Here is a 24,293-nt window from a genome sequence, read left to right as displayed (position 1 = left end):
CGCTGTGCGTCAGGCGGACTCGGCCTCGCCGGGCGGTTCGGCAAGGGCAACGGGCTCGGCGTCCTGCACGCGCGGCACCGGCCGCTCGCCGATCTGCTGACGCCACATCGCGTAGTACAACCCCTTGCCTTCGAGCAGCGCCGCATGCGTGCCGCTCTCCACGATGCGGCCTTTCTCCAGCACGTGGATCGTGCCCGCATGCATGATCGTCGAGAGCCGGTGCGCGATGAGGATGGTGATCTGCGTGCTGCGCGCCGAGATCTCGCGCACCGTGGCGGTGATCTGTTCTTCGGTGAGCGAGTCGAGCGCTGAGGTGGCCTCGTCGAAGATCAGGAGGCGCGGCTCCCGCACCAGCGCCCGCGCGATCGACAGCCGCTGCTTCTCGCCGCCAGAGAGCTTCATGCCGCGCTCGCCGATGGGCGTGTCCAGCCCCTCGGGCGACTTCTCGGCCAGGTACGCGCACGAGGCCTGCCGCATGGCTTCGAGGATCTCTTCGTCCGTCGCATCGGGCTTCACGAGCTGCAGGTTCTCTCGGATCGTGCCCGCGAAGAGATGCGTCTCCTGCGTCACGAAGCCGATCTGCCGGCGCGCCTGGTTGTAGCGCAGGTCGCGCGTGGAGATGTCGTTGTAGAACACCTCGCCGCTCGCGGGCGTGTACAGGCCCACCAGCAGCTTCACGAGCGTCGACTTGCCCGAGCCCGAAGGCCCGACGAAAGCAATGGTGTCGCCGAGCCCCGCCTCGAACGACACATCGTCCAGCGCGTTCTCCGTCGCGCCCTTGTGGCGAAAGCTCACGTCCGCAAAGCGCAGGTGCGTGACCGGCCCGATGCTGATCGGCGACTCGGGCCGCCGCTCGATCGGTTTCTGCATCAGCGCCTCGAAGTTCAGGAGCGACGCCTCGGCCTCGCGGTACGCCACGATGATGTTGCCCAGCTCCTGCAGCGGCGCAAAGATCGCGACCGAGATGAACTGCATCGCGATCAGCTCGCCCGTGCTCAGCACGTCGCGAAAGATCAGCCACAAGAGCGCGAACAGCACCGCCAGTTTCAAGAGGCTTAGCGTCGTGCCTTGCAGAAAAGACAAGAGCCGGATGCGCTTCACCTTCTGCATCTCCAGCGCGAAGATGCGCGTGGTCTGCGCCTGCAGCCGCCGTATCTCGGGAAAGGTCAGCCCCAGGCTCTTGATGAGCTCGATGTTGCGCAGCGACTCGGTGATGAAGCCCGAGTTGCGGTTCGTCTCGCGCGTGATCGAGCGCTGCTGGCTCTTGATCTCGCGGCTCAGCAATCCGGTAAGCCCGCCCAGCACCAGCACGCCGATGAGGAACACCGGCACCAGCAGCCAGTGCTTGGTCACCGCGTACCAGACCAGAAACCCGATGCCCACGATGGCCGCGAACGCGGTGTTGATGAAGGCGTTGATGAAGCGCTCGCTGTCCGCGCGCACCTTCTGCAGCATCGAGAGCGTCTCGCCGCTGCGCAGGTCCTCGAACTCGGGAAACTTCAGGCGCAGCACCTGGCGCAGGCCGTCGTTGAAGATCTGCGTGCCGAACTTCTGCACCACCAGCCGCGTGATGTATTCCTGCAGCGCTTTCGCGAGCCGCGATGCGATGGCCAATGCGACGGCGAGCGCCAGCAGGCGCAGCACGCCGGAGACCAGTTCTTCCTCGGTCTTGCCGTCGCGGTGGATGGCGTACTGGTCGATGATCTTGCCGAAGATGATCGGGTCGACCAGCGCCAAAACTTGGCTGATGCCCGCCAGCAGCAGGGCGAGCAGTGCGAGGCGCGCGTGCGGCCTCAGGTAGGTCCAGAGGATGTGCATTGCGTCAGTATGCGGCGCTGTTGTTCAGGGTGGGTGCACAGGGCACCGGGTACTCCCCTCCGCGAATGTCCCCCGGCCTGCGGCCTCCTCCTTGATTTCGCTGCGGGGAGCACCCGATGCCCTGCGCACTTGGAAGCGCTGCTGGTTATCGGCCGATCAACCAGTGCTCGCCGCCATGAACAATCCAGACCTACGAAAACGCCTTGATCGCTGCCGGCACCGTCAACACCGCCGTGTAGTACCCCATGAACTGCACCCCGGTGTTGAACCCGATGGCGCGCGACAGCAGCCCGCCGAGCAGGCCCATCGTGAGGATCACCAGCAATCCAAGCAGTTGCCCTTCCCACACGCTGATCACCACGATCAGCCCGACGAAGGTGGCGATGATCGCCTCGTGGCTCACCTTGCGCGAGACGAACAGCGCCGCGCGGCGCGCGAAGTTCATGGTGAACGGATAGGCCACCAGCGCCGCGAGCACCACCGCCAGCATGCCGTAGCCCAGGAACTCCCAGTGGTTCAGCAGGTTGTGCAGGTTGTGGGTCTGGCCCGTGGCCGAGTCGATGGTGAACACCGGTGGCGCATTGAAGAGCGGCGCGGCCGGGCCGGCGGCCACCGGGCTCAGCGGCAGGCCGATGGCGATCAGCGGGATCAGCGCCTCGGCGATGTAGGTGGCCTCGGTCACACCGTTGCGCGCGGCCAGCGTGGTGGTGAGGCGGTGGTACGCGTGCTTGATGCGCGAGCCGACCAGTTCGCCCAGCACCACGGTCATCGCGACCGGGCTGAACACGAAGGTGGCGCTGGAGATCGCGGCGGTCGCGAAGGTCCACTTCACCTGCGTGCGGTCGAGCACCTTGAAGGGGTTCGGGAAGTAGCCCGTCCATCCCTTCACGTCGGGCGCGAGCGAGAAGGTGCGGACCTTGTCGCGCTTCATGCGCGCACGTGCCGCGGGCGAGATCACCGAGAACAGGTCCGCCACCAGCGGGCCGATGGCAATGCCCAGGAAGTAGCTGATGCTGAGCTTCACGCCATACTTGCCGGTGAGCGCCTGCAGCGCCACGATCACCATCACGAACGGCACCAGCGTGGCCACCGACGCCCAGCGCCCGCTCGAGAAGTAGGCGATGGCCACGGCCGCCACCACGAAGATCCACGGCGCCGCCTTGGTGATGGCCGCGCCATAGGGCGCCAGCAGCACCGCGAACAGCACGGCCAGCGGCACCGCGATGAAGGCCGCGATGATCGCGCCCGACACCATCTTGCGCAGCGCGATGTGCGGCACGCCCAGGTTGCGCAGCACGTTCGCGTCTTGCAGCAGCGGCGTGGCCATGGTGTCGCCCGGAATGCCCAGGAGCGCGGTGGGCACCGCGTGCGTCATGTGCTTGGCCACGGCGGCGGCCAGGAAGAAGGTGAACACGCCTTCGGGCGGCACGCCGAGCAGCACCACCAGCAGCGTGAGCGGGGCGAGCGTGGTGGTTTCGTCGGTGCCCGAGACGAGGCCGATGGCCGCAAACACGATGGCGCCCACGAGGCCCATGCCCGTGGCGATGAGGATCTGGTTGAGGAGCGCGGCTTCGATCACAGTGCGGCTCCTTCGGTGTTCCTGGCGCGGGGCTTGTACGACGCGAACAGGTCGTAGATCTCCAGCTCCTTCATCTCGCGCACCACCGAGGGCGGCAGGTCGTTGACTGAGCCCAGGTCGCCGTGCTCGCCGGCCAGTTCGGCCAGCACCTCTTCGCGCCAGCGCGGATCGGGGTCGGTGCCCTCGACCACTTCGCGCTTCGGTGCGAAGAGCTTGGCGCAGATCAGGCCAGAGACGACGCAGCCGCCGAGGCCCGCGAGCATGGCGTAGGCGCGCGCCAGTTCGGGCGTGCTCACGGCGCTTGCGAGTACGCGGCTGGCCACGAGGTAACCCGTGAGGCTCACGGCGACGCCGATGACGATGGACCACGCGAGGTGCCCCAGGTCGGCCGTGTCGCCCCATATCTCCACCAGTCGCCACCGCGCGGGCGTTGCACTGTCTGCGTTCATTTGTGATGTCTCCGTCTATGGTTATGTGACGGCCACTTCCATGGCCGCCGCGGTATCGGCCGCGGTCCGTTGTGCGGGAACTCCCCCGCGTTGCTTACTTCTTGCGCAGCGCTTCGAGCAGCGCCACCGCGCGGTCGGTGCGCACGTCGTGCTCGGCGGCCATCTGTTTGGCGATGCTGTCGATCTCGTCGCCCGTGGCGCCCGCGACCAGCGCGATGTTGCGGGCGTGCAGTGCCATGTGGCCGCGCTGGATGCCTTCGGTGGCGAGCGCGCGCAAGGCGCCCAGGTTCTGCGCGAGGCCGACGGCCACGGCGACTTCGCCGAGCTCCTGCGCGGACTTCACGTCGAGGATCTTCAGTGCGAGCCGCGCGAGCGGATGCGTCTTGGTGGCACCGCCGACGAGCCCCACCGGCATCGGCATCTCGATGGTGCCGACGAGCGCGCCCGTCGTGTCCTTCTCCCAGGTGGTGAGCGATGTGTAGCGCCCGCTGCGGCAGGCATAGGCATGCGCCCCGGCTTCCACCGCGCGCCAGTCGTTGCCGGTCGCGACGATCACCGGATCGACGCCGTTCATGATGCCCTTGTTGTGCGTCGCCGCACGGTAGGGATCGATGGCCGCGAAGGTGTAGGCATCGATCACGCCCTCGACCACTTCCTCGCCGCTGCGCTCGCGCGTGGCCAGCACGGCCGGCGCAAGCCGCACGCGCGCACGCGCCAGCCGCAGGTCCGCCAGGTTCGACAGGATGCGCAGGCGCACCGTGCCGCCCGTGAGCTTCTCGACCAGCGGCGACACCGCCTCGGCCATGGTGTTGACGGTGTTCGCGCCCATCGCATCGCGCACGTCGACGATCAGGTGCATCACCACCATCGCGCCGCGCGGCGTGTCGCCGAACACATGCACCTCGATGTCGCGGCAGCCGCCGCCGAGATCGATCAGCACCTTGTCGCGGCTGTTCGCCACGGCGAGGATCTCGTCGCGCGCACGCAGCAATGCGAGCCGCGCGCCGTAGGGGTCGGTGATGCCGATCACCTGCACCTGCGCGCGCATCAGCGGCCCGGTGCTCGATGCCTCGAAGCCACCGCCTTCGCGCGCCAGCTTGGCCATGAACGATGCAGCGGCGACCACCGAGGGTTCTTCCACCGCCATCGGCACGAGGTAGTCGCGTCCGTTCACGGTGAAGTTGCCGGCCACGCCCAGCGGCAGCTCGAAGGTGCCGATCACGTTCTCGACCATGCCGTTGGCGCGGTCCACGCTCAGCGCGCCGGGCTGGGCGAGCAGGGCCACCTCGTCGTCGGTGAGCGATGCGGCCTGTGCGATATGGGCGAAGCGCTGCGCAGGCGTGAGGGCTCGGAAATTGGGAATGCGGGAGTCGGCGACCATCGTTGCTTGTCTCTTCGGAGGATGAATTCGGGAGCAGGCAATTTAGGCCGGCTGTACCGCCAGCGGAAGGCACAGTTTGGCGGGACAGTGCGGACAGTGGTGCGCCGAAGCGGCCCGCTGTGTCAAAGTCTCGGCCCATGACCACGATCGCCGATTCGCTCGCCGACACCCTCGCGCGCCAGATCGCGAGCGGCGCCTACAAGGCCGGCGACAAGCTGCCGTCGCTGCGCGAACTGGCGCAATTGCACGGCTATGCCAAGAACACCGTGGTGGCTGCGTTCGAGTTGCTGGTGTCGCGGGGCCTGGTCGAGCCGCGGCGCGGTTCGGGCTATTTCGTGCTCGCGCAATCCAGCCCCAAGCCGCCCGAGGAAGACGCGGGGAGCCTGGGCCGCGCGATGGACATCGTGTGGCTCATGCGGGAGCAGCTCAAGACGCAGCCCGATGCGGTCGCGGTGGGCGATGGCTTTCCGCCGGTCGAGTGGCTGGCCGACGTGCGGCTGGACAAATACCACCCCAAGGTCGTCCGCACGGGGCTCGGTGCGCTGTTCCGCTATGGCAGCCGCTTCGGCTATGCGCCGCTGCGCGATCACCTGGTGCGCAAGCTCGCGGACTTCGGCATCGGCGCGGAGCCCCGGCAGATCGTGCTCACGCACGGCGCCAACGAGGCGATGGACATCGTCATCCGCTACTTCGTGCCGCCCGGCGGCAAGGTGCTGGTCGACGACCCGGGCTACTACCCGCTCTTCGGCAAGCTCAAGCTCGCGGGCGCGCAGATGCTAGCCGTGCCGCGCCTGGCGGACGGGCCCGACCTCGATGTGCTGGAGCAGCTGCTCATCGCCGAGCGGCCGCGCCTCTTTTTCACGCAGTCGCTCGCGCACAACCCCACGGGCTCCGACATCTCGCCGGCCAAGGCCTTCCGCGTGCTGCAGCTCGCGCAGAAATACAACCTCTTGATCGTGGAGAACGATCCGCTGGCCGACTTCAAGCCGACCGCATTGCCGCGGCTCTCGGCGCTCGACCAGCTGGAGCGCACCATCTACATCGGCAGCTTCTCGAAGTCGTTCTCGGCGGCGCTGCGCGTGGGCTTCATCGCCTGCGGTGCAGACCTCGCGAGCGACCTCGCCGACCTGAAGGCGCTGATCCACGTGAGCAGCTCGGAGTACAGCGAGCGCACGGTCGACGTGATCCTGAGCGAAGGCCACTACCAGCGCCACCTGAATCGTTTGCAGACGCGCCTTGGCGAAGCGACGCGCAAGGCGCTGCAGCTGTTCGATTCGGTCGATGCGGAGGTCTTCGCGCGCACGCCGCAGTCGCTCTACATCTGGGCGGCGCTGCCCGGCGTGGCCGATTCGCTGGCGTTCGCTAAGGAACTGCTGCCGCGCAAGATCGTGATGGCGCCGGGGCGCATCTTCAGCGTCGATTCGACGCAGGTCTCGCGCTGGTCGCGCTTCAACGTCGGCGCCATGGCCGATCCGCGCTTTGCGAAGGCGCTGCGCACCGCGCTGCGACGGCGCGCCTGAATCAGCCCTTGAAGGTGCCGTGCCGCCCCGCGCCGCCGGCAAAGCGTGCGGCACCGGCTTCGCCTTCGGCAAGGACGATCGGCACGCCCTGCGCGCCTTCGCGTCGAAGGGCGTCGGCCAGCGGCATGTCCCACTGTTCGTAGGCGGAGCGGCGGTCGGTGAGCATGCATTGCTGCGGGAACGCGGCGATCTGCAGGGCCAGCTCTCGCGCCGTGGCGAGCGCGCCGCCCGGCGGCGTGACGCGGTTGACCAGGCCCATCGCCAGCGCCTCGGTCGCGGAGACGGGCCGCCCGGTCAGGATCATGTCCAGCGCGCGCCCCATGCCCACAATGCGCGGCAATCGCACCGTACCGCCGTCGATCAGCGGCACGCCCCAGCGGCGACAGAACACGCCGAAGACCGCGTCGTCGTCTGCCACGCGCAGGTCGGCGAGCAGCGCGAGTTCGAGGCCGCCCGCGACCGCGTAGCCGTTCACCGCCGCGATGAGCGGCTTGGACAGCGCCATGCGCGTCGGTCCCATCGGCCCGCTGCCGCCGCCTTCGGGGTCGAGTTCGTTGCGCTCGTCCGGGTTGCCGACGGCCCCCAGGTCGGCGCCGGCGCAGAAGTGGCCGCCCGCACCCGTGAGGATCGCCACGCGCAACGCATCGTCGGTCTCGAAGCGCTCGAAGGCTTCGCGCAGCTCGGCAGCCACCACGCCGTTGACGGCATTGCGCTTGTCCGGGCGGTTCAGCGTGAGGGTGCAGACCGCCCGATCCGTGTCATAGGTCACGTATTCCATGGTCATGGATGCATTCCCCTGGAGGCAAAATTACTTACTCAACAGCTCTGGTCCATCGTAGGAAATATTTCTCCGATGTGCAAACGTGGAAAAAATATGCAATGTCCAGGTCGCCATTCCGAGCGCACCGGAACTGATCCTCGACCTGCTCGTCGCCCACAGCGGCATGTTGAGTGCGCAGTCGCTGTGCCGCGCCGGCGCCCTGATGGGCATCGGCGAATCGACGCTGCGCGTGGGTCTCACGCGGCTCGCGAGCGACGGCAAGATCGAACGCAGCGAGCGCGGCAGCTATGCGCTCAACCGCGCGGGGCCGGCGCTGTCTCGCGCGGTCGACGGCTGGCGGCAGCGCGGCGCACAGGCTGTCGCGTGGCGCAACGACTGGCTCGCTGTGCACGACGCCGGCGTGCCGCGTTCGGACAAGACGGCCTGGCGCCACCATGGCCTGGCGCTGTCGCTGCGCGGCTTTGCCCCGCTGCAGACCGGCCTGCACATCCGGCCCGACAACCTCCGGGGCGGGCTGGCAGCCGAGCGCGAACAGCTGCAGGGCCGGGGCCTGTCCTCGAAGGCGCTGGTGTTCCGCCTCGCCGACATGGACGAAACCACGCAGGCGGCTGCGCGCAAGCTGTGGAACGTGCGCACGCTGGCGGCCGGCTACCAGCGCCTGCAGGCCGGCATCGAGCGCAGCGAGAAGCGGCTGGACAAGCTGCCGCTCGAAGCGGCCGTGCGCGAATCGCTGCTGTTGGGGCGCGCTGTCATCGCGCACCTCATCCGCGATCCGCTGCTGCCGGCCGAGCTCATGTCGCCGGAACCGCGCGCCGCGCTGCAGGCCGTGACGCGTCGCTACCAGGACAAGGCGCGCAAGCTGTGGCGCGAGTGGTTCGCGCAGGCCTGACCGCCGCGGCCGGGAGCTTCAGCCCAACTCGTCGAACTGGACCACGCCTTCCTTCATGACCAGCGGAATGCGCTCGCCCTGTCCCAGCAGGCATTCGACATCGCGCAGCGGATTGCCGTCGACCACGAGGATGTCGGCGAGCGCACCCGGCACGAGGCGACCGAGGCGATCCGGCATGCCCAGCACCTCGGCACCGACCACGGTGGCGCTCGCGATGGCCTCGGCCGGCGACAGCACCTCGGCGCGCAGGCGGAACTCGTCGCTCTGCAGGCGTTGCGATTCGCCCAGCAGGTCGGAGCCGAAACCCATCTTCACGCCGGCCTTCCTGTAGATCTCCAGCGAGCGCAGGCCCGCCTCGCGCACGTCGGCCACCTTGGCCACGCTTTCCTTGGGGAGGCCAAAGCTCTCGCCCTCGTTGGCCAGCGCGTCGTAGGTGACCAGCGTAGGCACTGCATAGGCGCCCAGCTCCGCCATCAGCGCGGCCGTGGGCGCGTCCACGAGGTTGCCGTGCTCGATGGTGCGCACGCCGCAGCGCACCGCGCGCGCGATGGCCGCGGCGGTGTAGGCGTGTGCCATCACGTAGGTGCCGCGCCCCGAGGCTTCTTCCACGATGGCGCGGATCTCGTCCTCGCTGTAGCCGAAGGCGCCCACCGGATCGGTTGGCGAGGCCACGCCGCCGGAGGCCATGATCTTGATCTGGTCCGCGCCCATCTGCAGCTCTTCGCGCACAGCGCGGCGCACCGCGTCGACGCCGTCGACCACGCGCGCGAGCGCACCGACCCGCACGCAGGTCGAGCAGGTCGCGGCTGGGTCGAGGAAGTCGGAGCGCCCGCGCATGTCGCCGTGCCCGCCCGTCTGGCTCAGCGCACGGCCCGAGACGAAGAGGCGCGGCCCCTGCGCGAGGCCGGAGTCCACCGCCTGCTTGAACGCGTACCCCGCACCGCCCGCGTCGCGCACCGTGGTGAACCCGCGGCGCAGCATGCCGCGCAGCATGGGCACGCTGCGCAGCGTGATGAGCACGTTGGGCATGTGGACTTGGCGCGAGAGATTCAGCTCCACCGCGATCACATGCACGTGCAGGTCGATGAGGCCGGGCATCACCGTCTTGCCCTTCACGTCGATGACGCGCGCGGCCTTGCTTTGCAGCGGCTTGTCGGAGACCTCGCGGACCACGCCGCCTTCGACCAGGATGTCGTGGCCTTCGAGCAGTTCGCCGCGCAGCGGATCGAGCAGGTTCGCGTTCTTGAAAAGGACCGTGTTCGTCATGCGATGGATTCCTTGGTCTGTTGTGCCATCACGGCCGGCACCGCCAGTTGCGCGAACACCCGCGCGAGCTCGACGTGGCCGTCGCCATACCAGTTCTCCTCGTGCAGCATGTTGAGCGTGCCGAGCGTCTCGCCCTGCCAGCGCAGCGGAATGTTCAGCACGCTGCGGCAGCCCAGCGACACGATGAGTTCGTGGTCGTAGAACACGTCGCGCAGGTCCTCGGCGTTGCGGCCGATGTAGGGCAGGCCCCGCTGCATCACCTGCTGCATCCACGGCGAATCGGTGATGGGCTTGCGCCCGCCCACTGGGTAGGCCTCGCGCATGTTGGTGTACACGCGCTCCGATTCACGCGCCTCGCGGTGATGGACCAGGATGGTGAAGAGCCGGTGGCCGATGGTCGATGCGACCGCCTTGTCGATGGCATCGAAGGTGGCGTGCGGCTGGGTGGTGTCGGCGTGGGCGAGCGCCACGGCCGAAAGAGAATCTTCGAGAGAGTTTGGCTGCATGGTTGTCGGAGGTCGTCAGGAAAGTTCGCCGGCCGCAATGTCTTCGAGCGAGCGGCCGCGCGTGGGAATGCCCATGAACGTGACGGCTGCCGCGCCCAGCAGCAGCACCGCCGTCGTCATGCCGAACACGCCCGCGAAGCCGGCCGTCGGATAGATGAAGCCCACCAAAATCGGCGCCGTGATGCCGCCGATGCGCCCGATGGCCGAGGCCAGGCCCGAGCCCGTGGCGCGCACCTGCGTCGGAAACACCTCGGGTGTGTAGGCGTAGACGCCCGCATATGTCCCGTTCATGAAGAAGGACAGCAGCACGCCCGCGACCATGATCTGCGCGTCGCTGTGCGTGAATGCGAGGCCCAGCGCGCAGAGCCCGCCCAGCAGCATGTAGCTCACGATGGTGGCCTGCCGCCCGATGCGTTCGTTGAACCACGCGGCCGAAAAGTAGCCGGGAATCTGCGCGATGTACATCACCAGCGAATAGCCGAAGCTCTTGGTGATCGTCATGCCGTTCTGGATCAGCAGGCTCGGAATCCACGTGAAGAACGAGTAGTAGCTGAAGGTGATCGACAGCCACATCAGCCAGGTCATGGTGCTGATGCGGATGAGCTTGCTGGAGACGAGCGTCGCGTAGTTCTTCAGCAGGCTGCCGCGGCTGGTGCTGGGCGGCGGGGCGGCGAGGTCTTCGGCGTTGAGCGCGGGCAGGGCGCGACCGCTGCGCACATGGTTGTCCTCCATCGCGTCCATGATCGCGAGCGCTTCGTTCTCGCGCCCCTGGCTCTCGAGCCAGCGCGGCGACTCGGGCAGCGCGCGGCGCCACCACAGCAGCAACACCACGGGCAGCGCGGTGATGAAGATGACGATGCGCCAGCCCTGCGGATGCGCCGGCACGATGAAGTAGCCCAGCAGCGCCGCGGCGACGAAGCCGAACGAGAAGAAGCCCGCCAGGGCCCCGGTGAAGGTGCCGCGGTAGCGCCGGGCCACGAACTCCGAAAGGTACGGCGCGATGATCGCGCTCTCGGCCCCGGCGCCGAAGCCGGCCACGATGCGCAGCGCGAGGAAGAGCGTCCAGTCGTTGACCATGCCGCTGAAGAGCGAGGCCACGCAATAGATCGCGAGCGCCGACATCATCACCTTGCGCCGCCCGATCAGGTCGCCGCAGGCGCCGGCGGCCAGTGCGCCGAAGAAGAAGCCGATGAAGTTCGCGCTGGCCAGCACGCCGATCTGCACGCTGCTGAGCCCCCATTCGGTGCGCAGCACGGGAAGCACGAAGGCGATGACCGCGGCGTCCATCGCGTCGAAGGTGTAGCCCAGCCCTCCCATGAGGAGCAGGCGCCGATGGAAACCAGAGAAAGGCAGGCGCTCGATGCGCGCCGACAGCATGGTCATGGGGATCCCTCAGCTTCAGGTGGGGTGGGGTGAAGCGGCAGATCGTAGGATCGGTGGGATATCACGGCAAATTTATATGCGTGATTGTGTTTATTGACCCAGTGAATGGTGGGATGCACGATGAACTACCGCAATGCCGACCTCAACCTGCTGAAGGTGTTCGAAGCCCTGATGACCGAAGGCAACGTCACGCGCGCAGCCAGCAAGCTGTCGCTGACGCAGCCCGCGGTCAGCAATGCGCTGCGCCGGCTGCGCGACACCTTCGACGATCCGCTCTTCGTGCGCAGCGGCGCGGGTGTCAACCCGACCCGGCGCGCCATCGACCTGTGGGAGCCGCTGTCCCAGTCGCTGCACGCGATCCGCGCAACGATGGATGTCGAGCGCTTCGATGCGCTGCGCAGCACCGCGAGCGTGAGCATCGCGATGTCCGACTACGTGTCGTCCATCGTGGTGCCGCGGTTGGCGGCCAGGCTCGGCAAGGTCGCGCCGTCGATGCAGGTCCATGCCATTCCCAACACGCTGGTCGATTTCGGCCCGGTGCTGGCCGACAACAAGGCCGACTTCGCGATCAGCGTCTACAACGAGGAAGTGCGGCGGCCCACGTTCCTCAAGTCGAGGGCATTGTGGTCACCCGATTTCGTCTGCGTCATGCGTGCGGGGCATCCGCTGGCGCGCACCGACAGGATTCCGCTGAAGAAATTCCTGGCGGCGCGCCATGTGGATGTGAGCCTGGTCGGCAAGACCACGCCGACCTACGACCTCTTTCTGCGCAGCCGCGGGCTGCAGCGCAACCTGGTCGCGACGGTGAACCACTACGGCGCAGCGTACGAGGCGGTGCGCCGCTCCGACCTGCTCGCGGTGCTGCCATGGTCGGAGAAGTTCGAACCCTCGCGCCTCGCGGGCCTGCGCATGGTGCCGGTGCCGCTGGAGGCGCCGCCGCGCATCATCGAACTGTTCTGGCACCAGCGGCACGAGACCTCGGCGCTGCACCAGTGGGTCAAGGACACGCTGCTGGCGCTGTTCGAGCAGCCGTCCTGATCGACTGACTAGTTGCGCAGGCGTACCACCTGAGGGTCGCCATCCGTCGCATGCAGCCGCGCCACATCGGCTGCACGGCGCGTGAGCACCGCGCGCTGGTTGATGTAGCCCTTGTCGGTGATCTCGCCCGCGTCGAGGCTGGGCGGCTCGGTGAGTACCAGCGCGCACGCCGGGCATTGCGAGGAGCCCGCGCCTTCGTCGCGCAGCGCACGCAGCACGCCGGCGATGCGCTCGGCCAGCGCTTCTGGCGAGAGCGATGCGCCCTGCGGACTGGCGAACACCAGCATGCCGATCTCGTCGCGGTCGTGACCGGTGAGCACCACGTCCTGCACATGCGGTGCGAGCATCGACACCAGCTTCACGCGCAGCGTGCCCACCGACACCCAGGTGCCGGTCGAGAGCTTGAAGTCTTCGGCCACGCGGCCGTTGAAGATCACGCCGTGCGCGGGCTCCGCAACGTTCGCGAGAAAGCCGGCATCGCCGATGCGGTAATAGCCTTCCTCGTCGAACGCTTCCGAGGTTTCACGTGGCGCGTCGCGGTAGCCGGGGAACACCGAGACACCCTTGACCCGCATCTCCAGCTTCTGCCCGTTGGGCACGAACTTGAGCTCGAGCCCCGGCAGCGGTGCGCCGATGCAGCCGGCGCCGTCGAGCTTCCAGTGCGCGGAGGTGATGGCGGGCGAGGTCTCGGTCGCACCCCATGAGGTGGTGAGCCACAGCGGGCGCGTGGGCCGCACGCGCTGCGCCACCGCTTCGAGGCGTTGCCATGTCGAGGGCGCCAGCGCCGCCGCCGCATAGAAGGCCAGCCGCAGCCGCGAGAACACTTCGGTGGCGAGCGCGTCGTCGGCTTCGAGAAAGGGCAGCAGCATGTCGAAGCCGCGCGGCACGTTGAACAGCAGCGTGGGCTTCACCTCGCGCAGATTGCGCACCGTCTTCTCGATCAGTCCCGGCGCGGGCCGGCCTTCGTCGATGTAGAGCGCGCCGCCGTGGCACAGCACCATGTGCAGGTTGTGGTTCGCGCCGAAGGTGTGGCTCCACGGAAGCCAGTCGACCAGCACCGGCTTTTCCTGCGCGAGGAAGCGCCAGGTCTGCGCCATCATCTGCTGGTTGGCGCACAGCATGCGGTGCGTGTTGATCACCACCTTGGGCTTGCCGGTCGAGCCCGAGGTCAGCAGGTACTTGGCGTGGGTGTCGGGGAGGATGGTTGCGAAGGCGTCCATCACGGCCGGTGTTTCGCTGGCCGCGAGCAACCGGTCGAAAGCCATCGCGCCCGGATGCGCATCGGCGTTGCGGCTGAACACCGCGACGGCCTCGACGCCGCAGCCCGCAAGCGCGCCGCCATACACCTTGGCGTCCGATGCGTAGATCAGCGAAGGCCCGAGCGCCTTCAGCATGCCGTGAAGCCGCGACGGATCTTTCGCCATGCGCGAGTACGCGCTCGACAGCGAGCAGGCGGTGCGGCCGATGTGCATCGCTGCGAACATCAGCACCGCGTGGTCGATCGCGTTGTCCGAGAGGATCACGATGGGCTGGGTCGGCGGCAGCTTCAGGTCGAGAAGGCCTTGCGCCACCGCGCCCACGGCGTGACGCAGCGCGCGGTAGTCGAGCTTGCGCCAGCCTTCGCCGCTGTCGTCGCGCTCCGCGAAGGCCAGTGCGTCGGGTGTTTCATGTGCCCAGCGCTCCAGCCATTCGCCGATGCAGTGCGCATAGGGCTTCAGCTTCTGCGGCGAGCGCAGCGCGAAGGAGCCATCGTCGAAGTCGATGCGCACCGTGCGGGGTGGGGCGATGAGGTTTTCGTCGTGGAGGAAATCGGTCATTTCTCTATTCCGAAGTTTTGTTCAGGGCGTGTGCACAGGCCACCGGGTACTCCCCTCCGCGAATGTCCCCCGGCCTGCGGCCTCCTCCTTGATTTCGCTGCGGGGAGCACCCGATGCCCTGTGCACCTGGACACGCTGCTGGTGCGCGGCCGATCAACGACCGCTGCGCATGACGAGCACGCCGATGGGGTGCCTTGCGCAGCGAAATCAAGGAGGAGCCCGAAGGGCGGGGGACATTCGCGGAGCAAAGTACCCCGTCGGCGTGCTCGCACCCCGAACGCGTAGGGCAAGGAATCAAAGAGCAAAGCCTCATCTAGTCGAGCTTGCCGGTATCGGCCTTCGCGCGAATCAGGTGTAACAGCAGGGTGTCGCGTGCCGCTTCGAGATCGCCGGTGCGGCGCGTGCCCAGTTCCTCGGCAACGCCGTCGGTCACCTTCTGCCTGAGCTCGGGTGTCATCGACGGTGCGCCCAGGTCCTTCCACCAATCCTCGATGGGTCCGCCCAGGTGCGCGAGCACGTGTTCGATGCCGCCTGCGCCGCCCGACAGATGCAGGTTCATGAACGGCCCCATCACCGCCCAGCGCAGGCCGGGGCCGTGCGCGATGGCGGTGTCGATGTCCGCCACGCTCGCCACGCCTTCGTTGACGAGGTGGAAGGCCTCGCGCCACAGCGCAGCCTGCAGCCGGTTCGCGATGTGGCCCTTGACCTCGCGCTTCACCTGGATCGGCCGCTTGCCGATGGCCGCATAGAACGCCATCGTGCGTTCGATGACCTCGGCCGACGTCTTCTCGCCGCCGATCACCTCCACCAGCGGAATCAGATGCGGCGGATTGAACGGATGCCCCAGCACCACTCGCTGCGGATGCGCGCAGCCCGATTGCACGCCGCTGATCGCGAGGCCCGAGGAACTCGACGCAAGGATGGTCTCCGGCGGCGCGGCAGCGTCCATGCGGCGGAACAGGTCGATCTTGAAGTCCATGCGCTCGGGGCCGTTCTCCTGCACGAAGTCGGCGACCGATACCGCGTCTTCCAGGCTGTCGTGAAAGCGCAGCCGGTCGACCGACGCACCCTCGGCAAGGCCGAAGCGCTCCAGTGTCGGCCAGTGCTGCGCCACTGCATCGCGCAGCCGCCCCTCAGCACCGGGCGACGGATCGGTCGCGTTCACGTCGAGCCCGTGCGCGAGAAAGTACGCGGCCCAGCTCGCGCCGATCACGCCGGTGCCGACGACCGCGACACGCTTCACATCCACGATTGCATTGCTCATGACTTCCACCGCGCGCAGCGGCTCTCTGCCTTCGTCGTCCATGCGGCCTCGCCGCGGATGGGCTCGACCACCTTGTAGTAGTCCCACGGCTCTTTCGACTCGTCGGGCGTCTTCACCTGCATCAGCTGCATGTCGTGAACCATGAGGCCATCGTCGCGCAGCCAGCCGCCCTTGACGAACATGTCATTGAACTTCGTCTTGCGCAGTTGCGCCATCACCTTGTCGGCATCGTCGCTGCCGGCCGCCTTCACTGCTTGCAGGTACTGCAGCGCGGCCGAGTAGTCGCCGGCATGGAAGGAAGAGGGCATGCGCTTGTGCTTGTCGAAGAAGCGCCGCGCCCAGGTGCGCGCCTCGGGGCTCTGGTTCCAGTACCAGCTGTCGGTGAGGTACATGCCCTGCGAACTCTTCAGGCCCAGCGCGTGCACGTCGTTGATGGTGATGATCATGCCGGCCAGCTTCATGTTCTTGCTGATGCCGAACTCGGCGGCCGACTTGATGGCGTTGACCGTGTCGCCGCCCGCATTGGCGAGCGCGAGCACCTGCGCCTTGGAGCTTTGCGCCTGCAGCATGAACGACGAGAAATCGCTCGCGCCCAGCGGGTGCTTCACCGAGCCCGCGACCGTGCCGCCGCTGGCGGTGATGATCTTGGCCGCATCGCTCTGCAGCGCGGCGCCGAAGGCGTAGTCGGCGGTCACGAAGTACCAGCTTTTGCCGCCCGCCTTGACCACCGCGCTCGCGGTGCCGCGCGCCATGGCCACCGTGTCGTAGGCGTAGTGCACCGTGTAGGGCGAGCAGTATTCGTTGGTGAGGCTCGATGCGCCCGAGCCGACCACGAAGTACGGCTTCTTCTTGTCGGCCGCCACGCCCGCCATGGCGATGGCCGCGCCCGAGTTGACGCCCGCGATCAGCATGTCGACTTTCTGCACGTCGAACCATTCGCGTGCCTTGGCGGCCGCGATGTCGGGCTTGTTCTGGTGGTCGGCCGTGACCAGCTCGATCTTCTTGCCGTCGATGGCGCCGCCCATGTCGGCGATCGCCATGCGGATGGCTTCCGCGCCGGCCGGGCCGTCGTAGTCGCGGTAGATGCCCGACATGTCGCTGATGAAGCCGATGCGGATGGTGTCGTCCGACACCTGCGCCGAGGCACCGGTGGCAAATGCTGCGCCGAGTGCGATGGCCAGGGCCGTGCGCGGGATGTGTGTGTTCATGGTCTTGTCTCCTCGTTGTTATTGGTTCGTTCGACGGTCAGCCCAGTGCGAACTCTGGCCGCGGGCCGCCCACGCGGGGCAGCCCCATCATCTGCCGTGCCTCGGCGGGCGTGGCCACTTCCATGTCCAGCTCGCGGATCACGCGAACGATGCGCTCGGTGAGCTGCACGTTGGTGGCCAGCTCGCCCTGGCGGAAGTAGAGGTTGTCCTCAAGCCCCACGCGCGCATGGCCGCCCAGCAGCAGCGCCGCCACATTGGCTTCGAGCTGCGAGGGCCCGATGCCGCTCACGCAGAAGATGCTGCCCTTGGGGAGGGTGTCCACCATCATCTGGAGGAAGCGCGGCGAGTACGGCATCGCGTTCTGGAAGTTGCGGTGCACGTTCATCACGAGGTTGATGAAGTACGGTTCCTCGTCATGCCCCTCGCCGATCAGCGTGGCCGTGTCCTGCAGGATGTGCGTGGGGCTGAACACCTCCCACTCGGGCTTGATGCCGCGCGCCTTCATGCCGGCGGCAAGCTCGCGGCTCTTGGTAATGGGCGTGTCCATCAGGATCTGCTTGCCCTCGAAGCTCAGGTTGAGCGTGGTCGCATCCAGCGTGCACATCTCGGCGCCGGCGTCCATGCCCTTGATGCGCTCTTCCCACGCGATCTCCCAGCGATCTCCGGCCAGCGGCTTGACCATGTCGCCGTGCACGCCGCCGCCGGTGGAGTTGTTGATGACGATGTCGCAGCCGCCCGCGCGGATGCGGCTGTTGATGTCGCGGTACACCTCGGCATTGCAGGTCGCCCCGTCGTCGGGCCGGCGCGCATGAATCGCCACCACGCTCGCGCCGGCGTTCCAGCAGCGCAGCACGTCGGCGGCGATCTCCGCGGGCTGGGTGGGCAGATGCGGGTTCTGCGACTTGTGCGCCATGCCGCCGGTGGGGGCGATGGTCACGATCACTTTGCGCTTGGACGACATGGGGTGTTCCTGGTGTCTTGCATGAGGGGCGCGCTATTATTTTTGGGAGCGCAGGCACACTCAGTCATCGCGACGACATTTGGGCTCAGGGTTTACGCACCCGGGCCTCCAGGAGCTTTCATTCCATGCCCACCAAGAAGGCGGAGCCGGCCATCGAGGCGGCATCGCTGACGATTCCGCAACTGCTGCAAGGCTCTGCCTGGTTTCCGCTGCTCGACGCGGCAGCGGCCGAGCGCGTGCTCGACGAGATGCGCGAGGTCGACGTGGCCGCCGGCGCCGCGCTGTGCCGGCGCGGCGACACGCCGCTGCACTGGTACGGCACGCTCGAGGGCCTGCTCAAGTGGTCGATGACTTCCAGCGACGGCCGCTCGGTGACCTTCGGCGGCCTCTCGGTCGGCAGCTGGTTCGGCGAGGGCACGCTGCTGCGCGCGATGCCGCGCTCGGCCGACATCATTGCGCTGCGTCCCAGCCGCGTGGCGCAGTTGCCGCTGGAAACCTTCGAATGGCTACACCGCACGCAGCGCGGCTTCGATCATTTCCTGCTGCAGCAGATCAACGAGCGGCTGCACTGGTTCATGGGCAACTACGCGGCGCACCGGCTGCTCGATGCGGACAGCCAGGTGGCGCGCGCGCTCGCGGGGCTGTTCCACCCGTGGCTGCATCCGGGGAGCGAAACGCATCTGCAGACTTCGCAGGAAGAGATTGCGAATCTGTCGGGCGTGTCGCGACAAAGGTGCAATGCGGCGTTGAACCGGTTGAAGGACGCGGGGTTTCTGCGGATCGAATACGGGGGGATCACGGTGATCGATCTCGAAGGGCTGCGGCGGTTTATCGAGTAGGCCGCAGCCCGCGCGCCGTCACTGCGGCTTCTTCGCCTGCTCCGCCAAGCGCTTCCTGTACTCCGTGGTCGTCACCCCCCCGAACCCCCAGTCATCCGTATCGATCTCCTCGATCACGATGTGCGTCCACTCCGGCGGCTTCTTCAGCACGCGTTCGAGGACTTCCGTGAACTCGGCGATGACCTGGGTCTTCTGCTCGCGCGTGACGCCGTCGCGGGTGATCTTCAGATTGACGAAAGGCATGGTGTGCTCCTTGGTGGTGTGAACGAACGAGGCGATTACCAGGTGCCGGCGCTCGCGCCGCCGTCCACCGGCAGCACCACGCCCGACGTGAAGCCGGCGCCCGTGAGGTAGAGCACCGCGTCGGTGATCTCGCGCACGGTCGCGATGCGGCCGGCGGGCGCCAGGCCGCTAAGAAAGCCGTGCGTCTCGGCCGGGTGCATCGGCGTGTCGACGATGCCGGGCGCCACCGCATTCACCTGGATGTTGTGCGGCGAGAGTTCCAGCGCCAGTGCGCGCGTCGCGGCGTTGATGCCTCCCTTGACCAGAACGGGCACCAGGGCCGGCACCTTCAGGTTCGGCTGCAGCGCGATGCCCGCGGTGATGTTCACGATGTGGCCCTTGCGGCGCGGGATCATGTGCCTGGCGGCGGCCTGCGAGGCGTAGAAGAAGCCCTTGAGGTTGGTGGCGACCAATTGATCGAGTTCTTCCTCGGTGTAGTCGACGAAGGGCTTGGCGTTGAAGATGCCCGCGTTGTTGATGAGCACGTCGACATGGCCGAAGCGCTCCACGGCGCGGTCGATGAGCTGCTCTGCGGCTGCGCGCTGTCCGATGTCGCCCGCGACGCCGAGAAAGCGCGCCGGGTTGCCCAGTTGCTTCGCGGCAGCGGCGAGCCGCTCGTCGGTGCGGGCACCGGCGACCACGTTGAAGCCGCGTTCGAGGTACGCCTGCGCAAGGCCCAGGCCGATGCCGCTCGAGGCGCCAGTGATGACGACGGTGGATGAAGTGCTGTCTTGCATGTCGGTTCTCCAAAAGTTGATGACGTGGCGAGAACTGTATTGATGACACGACGATAGATAAATCACTAGAATCGCACTTCACTTGATACGCGAGGTAATCAATCCATGCAGCGGCAGTTCGGCGACATCCTTCTCGGCAGCATCGAACTCTTCTGTCTCGCGGCGGAGACGGGCGGCTTCACTTCGGCAGCGCTTGCGGCGGGCGTGACGCCGGCAGCCGTGAGCCGCTCGATCTCTCGCCTGGAGAAGCGGCTGGGCCTGCGCCTGTTCGTGCGCACCACGCGCAGCGTGCGGCTCACCGACGCGGGCCGTTCCTACTTCGCGCAATGCCGCCAGGCACTGGCGCAACTTGCCGAGGCCGAGCGCGAAGTGATGGGCCAGCAGGCGCAGCCTTCGGGCACGCTGCGCATCAGCGTGCCGACCACCTACGGCCACCACCGCATCCTGCCGATGCTGCCGGCGTTCCGCGAACGCTTTCCCGACATCCGGCTGCATGTGCACCTGAGCAACCGCAACATCGATTTCGTGGAAGAGGGCTACGACATGGCCGTGCGCGTGCGCGCCCAGCCCGACTCCACGCTGATCGCGCGGCACCTGGAGGATGCAGCGCTCGTCGTTGTCGCAACGCGCAAGTACCTGAAGGCGGCCGGCACGCCCCGCACGCTCGAGGATCTGGCCGCGCACGAGTGCATCCAGTTCGAACTGCCCAGCAGCGGCCGTCGCATCTCGTGGCTCTTCAAGGAAGACGGCAAGGACCGCGAGGTTTTCGCTGACAGCGCCTACAGCTGCTCCGACGACGTGCTCGGTGGCGTCACGCTCGCAAGGAGCGGCGCCGGTCTGTTCCAGACCTACCGCTTCGTGGTGGAGAAAGAGATCGCCGACGGCACCCTCGTCGAGGTGCTCAAGCCCTTCGCGGGCCGCTCGCGGCCGTACACGCTGCTGTACCCGGACGGGCGGCATGTGCCGCTGCGCATGCGGGTGTTCATCGATTTCCTGATGGCGCAGCGGGCTGCGTAATCCTTACACGCCCAGCAACTCCTCCAGCGCCTGCGGCTCCGCCAGCAGATCGGCCGACGCCCCATGCCGCACGATCTGTCCCTTCTCCATCACCACCGCAAGATCGGTGTGCGCGAGCACCTTGCGGTAGTCGCGGTCCACGATCAGCGTGGCGATGCCGGTGCTGCGGATCTCGCCGATCACGCGCCAGATCTCGGCGACGATCAGCGGCGCGAGGCCTTCGGTGGCTTCGTCCAGGATGAGGAGGCGCGGGTTGGTCATCAGCGCGCGGCCGATCGAGAGCATCTGCTGCTCGCCGCCCGAGAGCTGCTGCCCGCCATGCGAGAGCCGCTCCGCCAGCCGCGGAAAGGTCGCCATCACGCGGTCGAAGGTCCACGCGCGCTGTCCGTCGATGCCCGCTCGCTCGCTCATCACAAGGTTCTCGCGCACCGAGAGGTTCGGGAAGATGCCACGGCCCTCGGGCACGTAGCCGATGCCCAAGCGTGCCATCTTCTCGGGCGGCCAGCCGGTGACGGTGCGGCCATCGACCTGCACTTCGCCGGAAGCGGGCCGCACGTAGCCCATCATGCTGCGGATCAGCGTGGTCTTGCCCATGCCGTTGCGCCCGAGCAGGCCCACTGACGTGGCTGTCGGAATGCCGGCATGCACGCCGCGCAGGATGTGGCTGTTGCCGTAGTAGGTGTTGAGGTCGCGGACGATCAGCATGTCAGTGGTCTTCTCCGAGATAGGCGGTGCGCACCTCCGGGTTCTCGCGGATCGAGGTCGGGTCGCCGGTGGCGATGACCGTGCCGTTCACCATCACCGTGATGCGGTCGGCGATGCGGAAGACGGCGTCCATGTCGTGCTCCACCAGAAGGATCGCGTGCGTGGCCTTCAGCCGCGCGAGCAGCGTGAGCATGCGGTCGGTTTCCTCGGCGCCCATGCCGGCGAGCGGCTCGTCGAGCAGCAGCACGCGCGGGTTCGTGGCGAGGCACATGGCCACTTCGAGCTGGCGCTGCGCGCCGTGGCTCAGCGTGCCGGCGATGCGCAAAGCCTCGTTCGAAAGGCCTGCGGCTTCGAGCGCCGCATCGGCTGAAGCGTTGCTGGTGGTGCAGCGTTGCGACGCCTGCCAGATCGCCCACGGCCGCGCGGTCGCGGCCTGCGCGGCGAGCCGGCAGTTCTCGTGCACGCTGAACTCCGGAAAGATCGTCGTGCGCTGGTAGCTGCGGCCCACGCCGTCGCGTGCGCGCTTCGATTGCGCGCGCTGCGTGATGTCGATGCCGTCCAGCGCGATGCGGCCTTCCGAAGCCTCGATCTCGCCAGAAAGCATGTTGATGAGCGTCGATTTGCCGGCGCCGTTGGTGCCGATCACCGCGTGCACTTCGCCGATGTGCAGGTCGAGCGTGACGGCGTTCACTGCGGTGAGGCCGCCGAAGCGGCGGGTGAGGCCGGCTACCGAAAGAAGAGCGGTTGCGTTCATAGTCTTGCTCCCTCTCCCCTTGGGGAGAGGGCTGGGGTGAGGGCATTGGGCAGTGGAAAGCGCGGGTCGGTGGACAGTCCCGCGGCCCTCACCCTAACCCTCTCCCGCAAGCGGGAGAGGGGACAACTCCCGAGTTCGGGGGCAGTCATGCGGCCTCCTTCGGCGAGATGCGCTTCACGAGTCCGATCAAGCCCTTCGGCAACCACGCCACGAACACGATGATCGCGATGCCCAGCGTGAGCTGCCAATGGTCCGCGAGCGGCCCCATCACCGCGTGCGTCGAGAAGATTTCCTTGAGCAGCGTGAATGCAATGGCACCGATCACCGCCCCGCGCAGATGGCCGAGACCGCCCAGGATCACCATCAGCAGAACCTCGCCCGAGTTGTGCCAAGCCATCAGTTCAGGGTTGACCACGCCGTCGCGCGAGGCGAGCAAGAAGCCCGCGAGCCCCGCGAGCGCGCCCGCGAGCACGAAGGCCGCGAGCTTGTAGCCGTACACCGGGAACCCCGCCGCGCGCATGCGCTGTTCGTTCACCCGGATGCCCGCGAGCGCCGCGCCGAAGCGCGAGCGGCGGATCAGCGCGAGCAGCCCATAGGTGAACGCGAGCGACGCGAGCACCACGTAGAACAGCACCATGCGGTTCTCCAGGTCGAGCGCGCCGAGGGCCGGTCGCACATACATGTAGATGCCGTCGCTGCCGCCGCCCACCTTGGTGTCGTGGAACACGAAGAAGGCCATCTGCGCAAACGCGAGCGTGACCATGATGAAGTACACGCCGCGCGTGCGCAGGCTCAAAGCGCCGACGAACAGCGCATAGAGCGCCGCCGCCCCCATGGCCATCGGCAGCAGCAGTGCGAAGTTGCCGCCCTCGCTGCCCGATGCGAGCACCGTCACGTACGCGCCGATGCCGTAGAACGCCGCGTGGCCCAGGCTCACGAGGCCGGTCATGCCGACCAGCAGTTCGAGGCTCAGCGCGAAGATCGAAAGGATCATCACCTTCACGATGAAGTCGGAGGCGTAGTTGCCCATCAACGGGCCGGCGATGGCGATGAGCACCGCGCAGGCCACGGGCACGAGGAATGCACCCTTCTTCATGGCCGCCTCCCCATCAGCCCTTCGGGCTTCCATATCAGCACGATGGCCATCAGCAGGTAGATGCCGATGCCGCTCAGGTCGGCGAAGAACACCTTGCCGAAGGTGTCGACGAAACCCACCAGCAGCGAGGCCAGAAGCGCGCCGGTGATCGAGCCGATGCCGCCGATCACCACCAGCACGAAGCAGATGATGAGCACGCTCGCGCCCATGTTCGGATACACCGAGGACATCGGCGCCGCGATCATCCCGGCCAGCGCAGCGAGCGCCACGCCGGCCGCGAACACGATGCGGTAGAGCCGCTTCACGTCGATGCCCAACCCTCGCACCATGTCGCGGTTGCTCGCGCCGGCGCGGATCATCATGCCCAGCCGCGTGCGGTTCACCACCCAGTACAGACCGACCGCGAGCACGATGCACGCGGCAGAGGCGAAGAGCCGGTACCACGGGTAGCTCATGACGTTCCCCAGCGCGAAGCTGCCGTCCAGCCAAGCGGGCACCTTCACGCCGTGCACATCGTTGCCCACGAAGATGGAGCGCAGTTCCTCGAACACCAGGATGAGCCCGTAGGTCATCAGCACCTGCTGCAGGTGGTCACGCTGGTAGAGGTAGCTGAAGAACGCCCATTCGAGCAGGTAGCCGAAGATGGCCGCAAGCACCACGCCGGCCACCAGCATCAGAAGGAACTGGTCGCCGAACAGCGGCGCGAGCGCGAACGCCATGTAAGCGCCGATCATGTAGAAGCTGCCGTGCGCGAGGTTGATCACGCCCATGATCCCGAAGATCAGCGTGAGGCCCGAGGCCACCAGAAAAAGCAGCAGTCCGTACTGAACGGAGTTCAGGCACTGGACGAGGAAGGTTCCGAAATCCACTGTGGGAGATCCCAGTTGATCCGCACACCGTTCACCCTGAGCCTGTCGAAGGGCCTGCGTGCATTGCGCACCGGCTTCGACAGGCTCAGCCCGAACGGCTCATGAGGAGAGAGAAAGAATGCGGGTAAGCGAGC

The 24,293-nt window shown here is 67.3% G+C and carries 23 protein-coding genes; 5 read left to right on the top strand and 18 right to left on the bottom strand.

The genetic code is table 11. The features are described 5' to 3' along the window. Positions 1-9: 9 nt before the first annotated feature. From M2282_RS10890 to M2282_RS10875, 4 genes are all read right to left on the bottom strand, one after another. Complete coding sequence (locus tag M2282_RS10890; RefSeq protein WP_280808809.1) at positions 10-1,818, bottom strand: ABC transporter ATP-binding protein; 1,809 nt, start codon at positions 1,816-1,818, stop codon at positions 10-12. 190 nt (positions 1,819-2,008) lie between these two features. Beyond that, complete coding sequence (locus M2282_RS10885) at positions 2,009-3,394, bottom strand: tripartite tricarboxylate transporter permease (protein ID WP_432422897.1); 1,386 nt, start codon at positions 3,392-3,394, stop codon at positions 2,009-2,011. Further along, on the bottom strand, positions 3,394-3,846 hold the full coding sequence (locus M2282_RS10880) for a hypothetical protein (protein ID WP_280808807.1): 453 nt from the start codon (positions 3,844-3,846) through the stop codon (positions 3,394-3,396). The genes M2282_RS10885 and M2282_RS10880 overlap by 1 nt, the downstream gene beginning before the upstream one ends. A gap of 94 nt (positions 3,847-3,940) precedes the next feature. Further along, entirely contained in the window at positions 3,941-5,227 is a 1,287-nt protein-coding gene (locus tag M2282_RS10875) for a hydroxymethylglutaryl-CoA reductase, degradative (protein ID WP_280808806.1), read from the bottom strand. Positions 5,228-5,364: 137 nt separating this feature from the next. Between M2282_RS10875 and M2282_RS10870 the strand changes: the two genes are divergently transcribed. Then, a complete protein-coding gene (locus tag M2282_RS10870) occupies positions 5,365-6,747 on the top strand; it encodes a PLP-dependent aminotransferase family protein (protein ID WP_280808805.1) in 1,383 nt (460 codons plus the stop codon). 1 nt (position 6,748) lies between these two features. Here M2282_RS10870 and M2282_RS10865 read toward each other — a convergent pair whose 3' ends face one another. Beyond that, positions 6,749-7,531, bottom strand: a complete 783-nt coding sequence (locus M2282_RS10865; RefSeq protein ID WP_432422891.1) for a crotonase/enoyl-CoA hydratase family protein — start codon at positions 7,529-7,531, stop codon at positions 6,749-6,751. A gap of 79 nt (positions 7,532-7,610) precedes the next feature. On the opposite strand from M2282_RS10865, the gene M2282_RS10860 reads away from it, so the two are divergent. Beyond that, positions 7,611-8,417: a PaaX family transcriptional regulator gene (locus M2282_RS10860; RefSeq protein WP_280808804.1), complete on the top strand. Its 807-nt coding sequence runs from the start codon at positions 7,611-7,613 to the stop codon at positions 8,415-8,417. Positions 8,418-8,435: 18 nt separating this feature from the next. On the opposite strand, the gene M2282_RS10855 is transcribed toward M2282_RS10860, so the two are convergent. From M2282_RS10855 to M2282_RS10845, 3 genes are read right to left on the bottom strand one after another with little or no spacing between them, the layout of a single operon-like run. Continuing rightward, the gene (locus M2282_RS10855) at positions 8,436-9,683 is read right to left on the bottom strand and encodes a metal-dependent hydrolase family protein (RefSeq protein ID WP_280808803.1); all 1,248 of its coding nucleotides are present in this window, start codon (positions 9,681-9,683) and stop codon (positions 8,436-8,438) included. Further along, positions 9,680-10,189: a GAF domain-containing protein gene (locus tag M2282_RS10850; RefSeq protein WP_280808802.1), complete on the bottom strand. Its 510-nt coding sequence runs from the start codon at positions 10,187-10,189 to the stop codon at positions 9,680-9,682. The genes M2282_RS10855 and M2282_RS10850 overlap by 4 nt, the downstream gene beginning before the upstream one ends. A 15-nt stretch (positions 10,190-10,204) precedes the next feature. After that, the gene (locus tag M2282_RS10845) at positions 10,205-11,572 is read right to left on the bottom strand and encodes an MFS transporter (RefSeq protein WP_280808801.1); all 1,368 of its coding nucleotides are present in this window, start codon (positions 11,570-11,572) and stop codon (positions 10,205-10,207) included. A 120-nt stretch (positions 11,573-11,692) separates the two neighbouring features. On the opposite strand from M2282_RS10845, the gene M2282_RS10840 reads away from it, so the two are divergent. Beyond that, positions 11,693-12,610, top strand: coding sequence for a LysR family transcriptional regulator (locus tag M2282_RS10840; protein ID WP_280808800.1), 918 nt, complete (start codon positions 11,693-11,695; stop codon positions 12,608-12,610). An 8-nt stretch (positions 12,611-12,618) separates the two neighbouring features. Here the strand turns inward: M2282_RS10840 and M2282_RS10835 are convergent, their stop codons facing one another. The 4 genes from M2282_RS10835 to M2282_RS10820 all read right to left on the bottom strand — a co-directional run bounded on the left by M2282_RS10835 (position 12,619) and on the right by M2282_RS10820 (position 17,860). Further along, positions 12,619-14,427 carry a feruloyl-CoA synthase gene (locus M2282_RS10835; RefSeq protein ID WP_280808799.1) on the bottom strand — a complete coding sequence of 603 codons (1,809 nt, stop codon included), beginning with the start codon at positions 14,425-14,427 and terminating at the stop codon, positions 12,619-12,621. A 313-nt stretch (positions 14,428-14,740) separates the two neighbouring features. Further along, a complete protein-coding gene (locus M2282_RS10830; protein WP_280808798.1) occupies positions 14,741-15,691 on the bottom strand; it encodes a 3-hydroxyacyl-CoA dehydrogenase NAD-binding domain-containing protein in 951 nt (316 codons plus the stop codon). Next, positions 15,688-16,899 (bottom strand): ABC transporter substrate-binding protein, encoded by a 1,212-nt coding sequence (locus tag M2282_RS10825; RefSeq protein WP_280808797.1) that lies wholly within the window; start codon positions 16,897-16,899, stop codon positions 15,688-15,690. The genes M2282_RS10830 and M2282_RS10825 overlap by 4 nt, the downstream gene beginning before the upstream one ends. A 37-nt stretch (positions 16,900-16,936) precedes the next feature. Further along, the gene (locus tag M2282_RS10820) at positions 16,937-17,860 is read right to left on the bottom strand and encodes a 3-keto-5-aminohexanoate cleavage protein (RefSeq protein WP_280808796.1); all 924 of its coding nucleotides are present in this window, start codon (positions 17,858-17,860) and stop codon (positions 16,937-16,939) included. Positions 17,861-17,985: 125 nt separating this feature from the next. Here M2282_RS10820 and M2282_RS10815 point away from each other — a divergent pair, with 125 nt between their 5' ends. Beyond that, positions 17,986-18,699, top strand: coding sequence for a Crp/Fnr family transcriptional regulator (locus M2282_RS10815; protein ID WP_280808795.1), 714 nt, complete (start codon positions 17,986-17,988; stop codon positions 18,697-18,699). Between the two features lie 18 nt (positions 18,700-18,717). On the opposite strand, the gene M2282_RS10810 is transcribed toward M2282_RS10815, so the two are convergent. Continuing rightward, positions 18,718-18,942, bottom strand: coding sequence for a tautomerase family protein (locus tag M2282_RS10810; RefSeq protein WP_280808794.1), 225 nt, complete (start codon positions 18,940-18,942; stop codon positions 18,718-18,720). A gap of 35 nt (positions 18,943-18,977) precedes the next feature. Further along, entirely contained in the window at positions 18,978-19,718 is a 741-nt protein-coding gene (locus tag M2282_RS10805) for an SDR family NAD(P)-dependent oxidoreductase (RefSeq protein ID WP_280808793.1), read from the bottom strand. 105 nt (positions 19,719-19,823) lie between these two features. Between M2282_RS10805 and M2282_RS10800 the strand changes: the two genes are divergently transcribed. Next, on the top strand, positions 19,824-20,735 hold the full coding sequence (locus M2282_RS10800; protein ID WP_280808792.1) for a LysR family transcriptional regulator: 912 nt from the start codon (positions 19,824-19,826) through the stop codon (positions 20,733-20,735). Positions 20,736-20,738: 3 nt separating this feature from the next. Here the strand turns inward: M2282_RS10800 and M2282_RS10795 are convergent, their stop codons facing one another. The 4 genes from M2282_RS10795 to M2282_RS10780 form a co-directional block, all read right to left on the bottom strand. Further along, positions 20,739-21,440, bottom strand: a complete 702-nt coding sequence (locus M2282_RS10795; protein ID WP_280808791.1) for an ABC transporter ATP-binding protein — start codon at positions 21,438-21,440, stop codon at positions 20,739-20,741. Between the two features lies 1 nt (position 21,441). Next, positions 21,442-22,194, bottom strand: coding sequence for an ABC transporter ATP-binding protein (locus M2282_RS10790; protein ID WP_280808790.1), 753 nt, complete (start codon positions 22,192-22,194; stop codon positions 21,442-21,444). A 145-nt stretch (positions 22,195-22,339) separates the two neighbouring features. Next, positions 22,340-23,290, bottom strand: a complete 951-nt coding sequence (locus M2282_RS10785) for a branched-chain amino acid ABC transporter permease (RefSeq protein WP_280808789.1) — start codon at positions 23,288-23,290, stop codon at positions 22,340-22,342. Beyond that, positions 23,287-24,159, bottom strand: a complete 873-nt coding sequence (locus tag M2282_RS10780) for a branched-chain amino acid ABC transporter permease (protein ID WP_280808788.1) — start codon at positions 24,157-24,159, stop codon at positions 23,287-23,289. Before M2282_RS10780 ends, M2282_RS10785 begins: the two co-directional genes overlap by 4 nt. Between the last annotated feature and the right edge of the window lie 134 nt (positions 24,160-24,293).

The organism is Variovorax boronicumulans (genome assembly GCF_029892485.1).
Lineage (GTDB): Bacteria > Pseudomonadota > Gammaproteobacteria > Burkholderiales > Burkholderiaceae_C > Variovorax > Variovorax boronicumulans_B.
This window is presented reverse-complemented; position numbering and strand designations above follow the sequence as displayed.

What these genes read in the sequence shown, in the direction of transcription:
- M2282_RS10890 (WP_280808809.1), bottom strand. Translation starts at nt 1,818, where the DNA reads ATGCACATCCTCTGGACCTACCTGAGGCCGCACGCGCGCCTCGCACTG.
- M2282_RS10880 (WP_280808807.1), bottom strand. Translation starts at nt 3,846, where the DNA reads ATGAACGCAGACAGTGCAACGCCCGCGCGGTGGCGACTGGTGGAGATA.
- M2282_RS10875 (WP_280808806.1), bottom strand. Translation starts at nt 5,227, where the DNA reads ATGGTCGCCGACTCCCGCATTCCCAATTTCCGAGCCCTCACGCCTGCG.
- M2282_RS10870 (WP_280808805.1), top strand. Translation starts at nt 5,365, where the DNA reads ATGACCACGATCGCCGATTCGCTCGCCGACACCCTCGCGCGCCAGATC.
- M2282_RS10865 (WP_432422891.1), bottom strand. Translation starts at nt 7,531, where the DNA reads ATGACCATGGAATACGTGACCTATGACACGGATCGGGCGGTCTGCACC.
- M2282_RS10855 (WP_280808803.1), bottom strand. Translation starts at nt 9,683, where the DNA reads ATGACGAACACGGTCCTTTTCAAGAACGCGAACCTGCTCGATCCGCTG.
- M2282_RS10850 (WP_280808802.1), bottom strand. Translation starts at nt 10,189, where the DNA reads ATGCAGCCAAACTCTCTCGAAGATTCTCTTTCGGCCGTGGCGCTCGCC.
- M2282_RS10845 (WP_280808801.1), bottom strand. Translation starts at nt 11,572, where the DNA reads ATGACCATGCTGTCGGCGCGCATCGAGCGCCTGCCTTTCTCTGGTTTC.
- M2282_RS10840 (WP_280808800.1), top strand. Translation starts at nt 11,693, where the DNA reads ATGAACTACCGCAATGCCGACCTCAACCTGCTGAAGGTGTTCGAAGCC.
- M2282_RS10835 (WP_280808799.1), bottom strand. Translation starts at nt 14,427, where the DNA reads ATGACCGATTTCCTCCACGACGAAAACCTCATCGCCCCACCCCGCACG.
- M2282_RS10830 (WP_280808798.1), bottom strand. Translation starts at nt 15,691, where the DNA reads ATGAGCAATGCAATCGTGGATGTGAAGCGTGTCGCGGTCGTCGGCACC.
- M2282_RS10825 (WP_280808797.1), bottom strand. Translation starts at nt 16,899, where the DNA reads ATGAACACACACATCCCGCGCACGGCCCTGGCCATCGCACTCGGCGCA.
- M2282_RS10820 (WP_280808796.1), bottom strand. Translation starts at nt 17,860, where the DNA reads ATGTCGTCCAAGCGCAAAGTGATCGTGACCATCGCCCCCACCGGCGGC.
- M2282_RS10815 (WP_280808795.1), top strand. Translation starts at nt 17,986, where the DNA reads ATGCCCACCAAGAAGGCGGAGCCGGCCATCGAGGCGGCATCGCTGACG.
- M2282_RS10810 (WP_280808794.1), bottom strand. Translation starts at nt 18,942, where the DNA reads ATGCCTTTCGTCAATCTGAAGATCACCCGCGACGGCGTCACGCGCGAG.
- M2282_RS10805 (WP_280808793.1), bottom strand. Translation starts at nt 19,718, where the DNA reads ATGCAAGACAGCACTTCATCCACCGTCGTCATCACTGGCGCCTCGAGC.
- M2282_RS10800 (WP_280808792.1), top strand. Translation starts at nt 19,824, where the DNA reads ATGCAGCGGCAGTTCGGCGACATCCTTCTCGGCAGCATCGAACTCTTC.
- M2282_RS10795 (WP_280808791.1), bottom strand. Translation starts at nt 21,440, where the DNA reads ATGCTGATCGTCCGCGACCTCAACACCTACTACGGCAACAGCCACATC.
- M2282_RS10790 (WP_280808790.1), bottom strand. Translation starts at nt 22,194, where the DNA reads ATGAACGCAACCGCTCTTCTTTCGGTAGCCGGCCTCACCCGCCGCTTC.
- M2282_RS10785 (WP_280808789.1), bottom strand. Translation starts at nt 23,290, where the DNA reads ATGAAGAAGGGTGCATTCCTCGTGCCCGTGGCCTGCGCGGTGCTCATC.